At 73.1% G+C, this 854-nt stretch carries 1 protein-coding gene; it reads left to right on the forward strand.

Translation table 11 applies throughout. The features are described from left to right. Positions 1–106 precede the first annotated feature (106 nt). Positions 107–854 (forward strand): tetratricopeptide repeat protein (locus tag G3N96_RS38780; protein WP_206140496.1); only part of this gene is annotated, 748 nt, incomplete at its 3' end.

Here is an 854-nt window from a genome sequence, read left to right on the forward strand (position 1 = left end):
TGGCCTGTCGCGATGCGCGTGCCGCGCGGCTTCGCGCGGGCGTTAAGATGCGCGTATTGCGGTGCGCGCGACGCGTGCCGCGCCACCGCTAGCCGACTCCGACTGCATGGACGATCCGACCGATATCCTCATTCCGCTGCTTCCGCCTTTCCTCGCGCTGCTCGGGCAGGCCGCCGATGCGCAGGCGCGCGGCGAGCATGCCGCGCACGATCTGTGGCTCGCCGCCGCCGCGCATCTGCATGCGGTCGACGCCGATGCGCTCGCGCAACTCACCGGCACGCTCGTCTCGCGGCAGCGTACGGCCGATGCGATCGCGCTCGCCGAATGCGCGGCGCGTGTGCAGCCGGGCGCGACCGCGCACTTCAATCACGGTTACGCGCTGCAGATGGCGGGCCGGCACGCGGACGCCGTGGCACCGTATCGCGCGGCGCTGGCGCTCGATGCCGACCGGCCATCGCTGCGCAACAACCTCGCGATCGCGCTGCGGCTGTCGGGTAGCGGCCGCGCGGAGGAAATCGCGCTGCTCGAAGCGGCGGTGCGCTTCGATCCGCGCGACGTGCAGGCGTGGATCAACCTCGTCGTCGCGCGGCTCGCGACACACGACCTGGACGCCGCGCTCGCGTGCGCGGCGCGGCTCGTCGAGCTCGCGCCCGACAACGCGCTCGCGATGAACAACGTCGCGCTGGCGATGAAGGAGGCGCAGCGCTGGGACGACGCCGAGCGCTACGCGGCGCGCGCGTGCGAGCTGGCGCCTGACGACGCGTCGTACCGCTTCAACCTGGCGATCATCCAGCTCGTGCGCGGCAACGTCGCGGCCGGCTGGCGCGGCCACGAAGCGCGCTGGGACGGCGCGG

The sequence above is a fragment of the Burkholderia sp. Se-20373 genome, assembly GCF_017104705.1.
Taxonomy (GTDB): Bacteria; Pseudomonadota; Gammaproteobacteria; order Burkholderiales; family Burkholderiaceae; genus Burkholderia.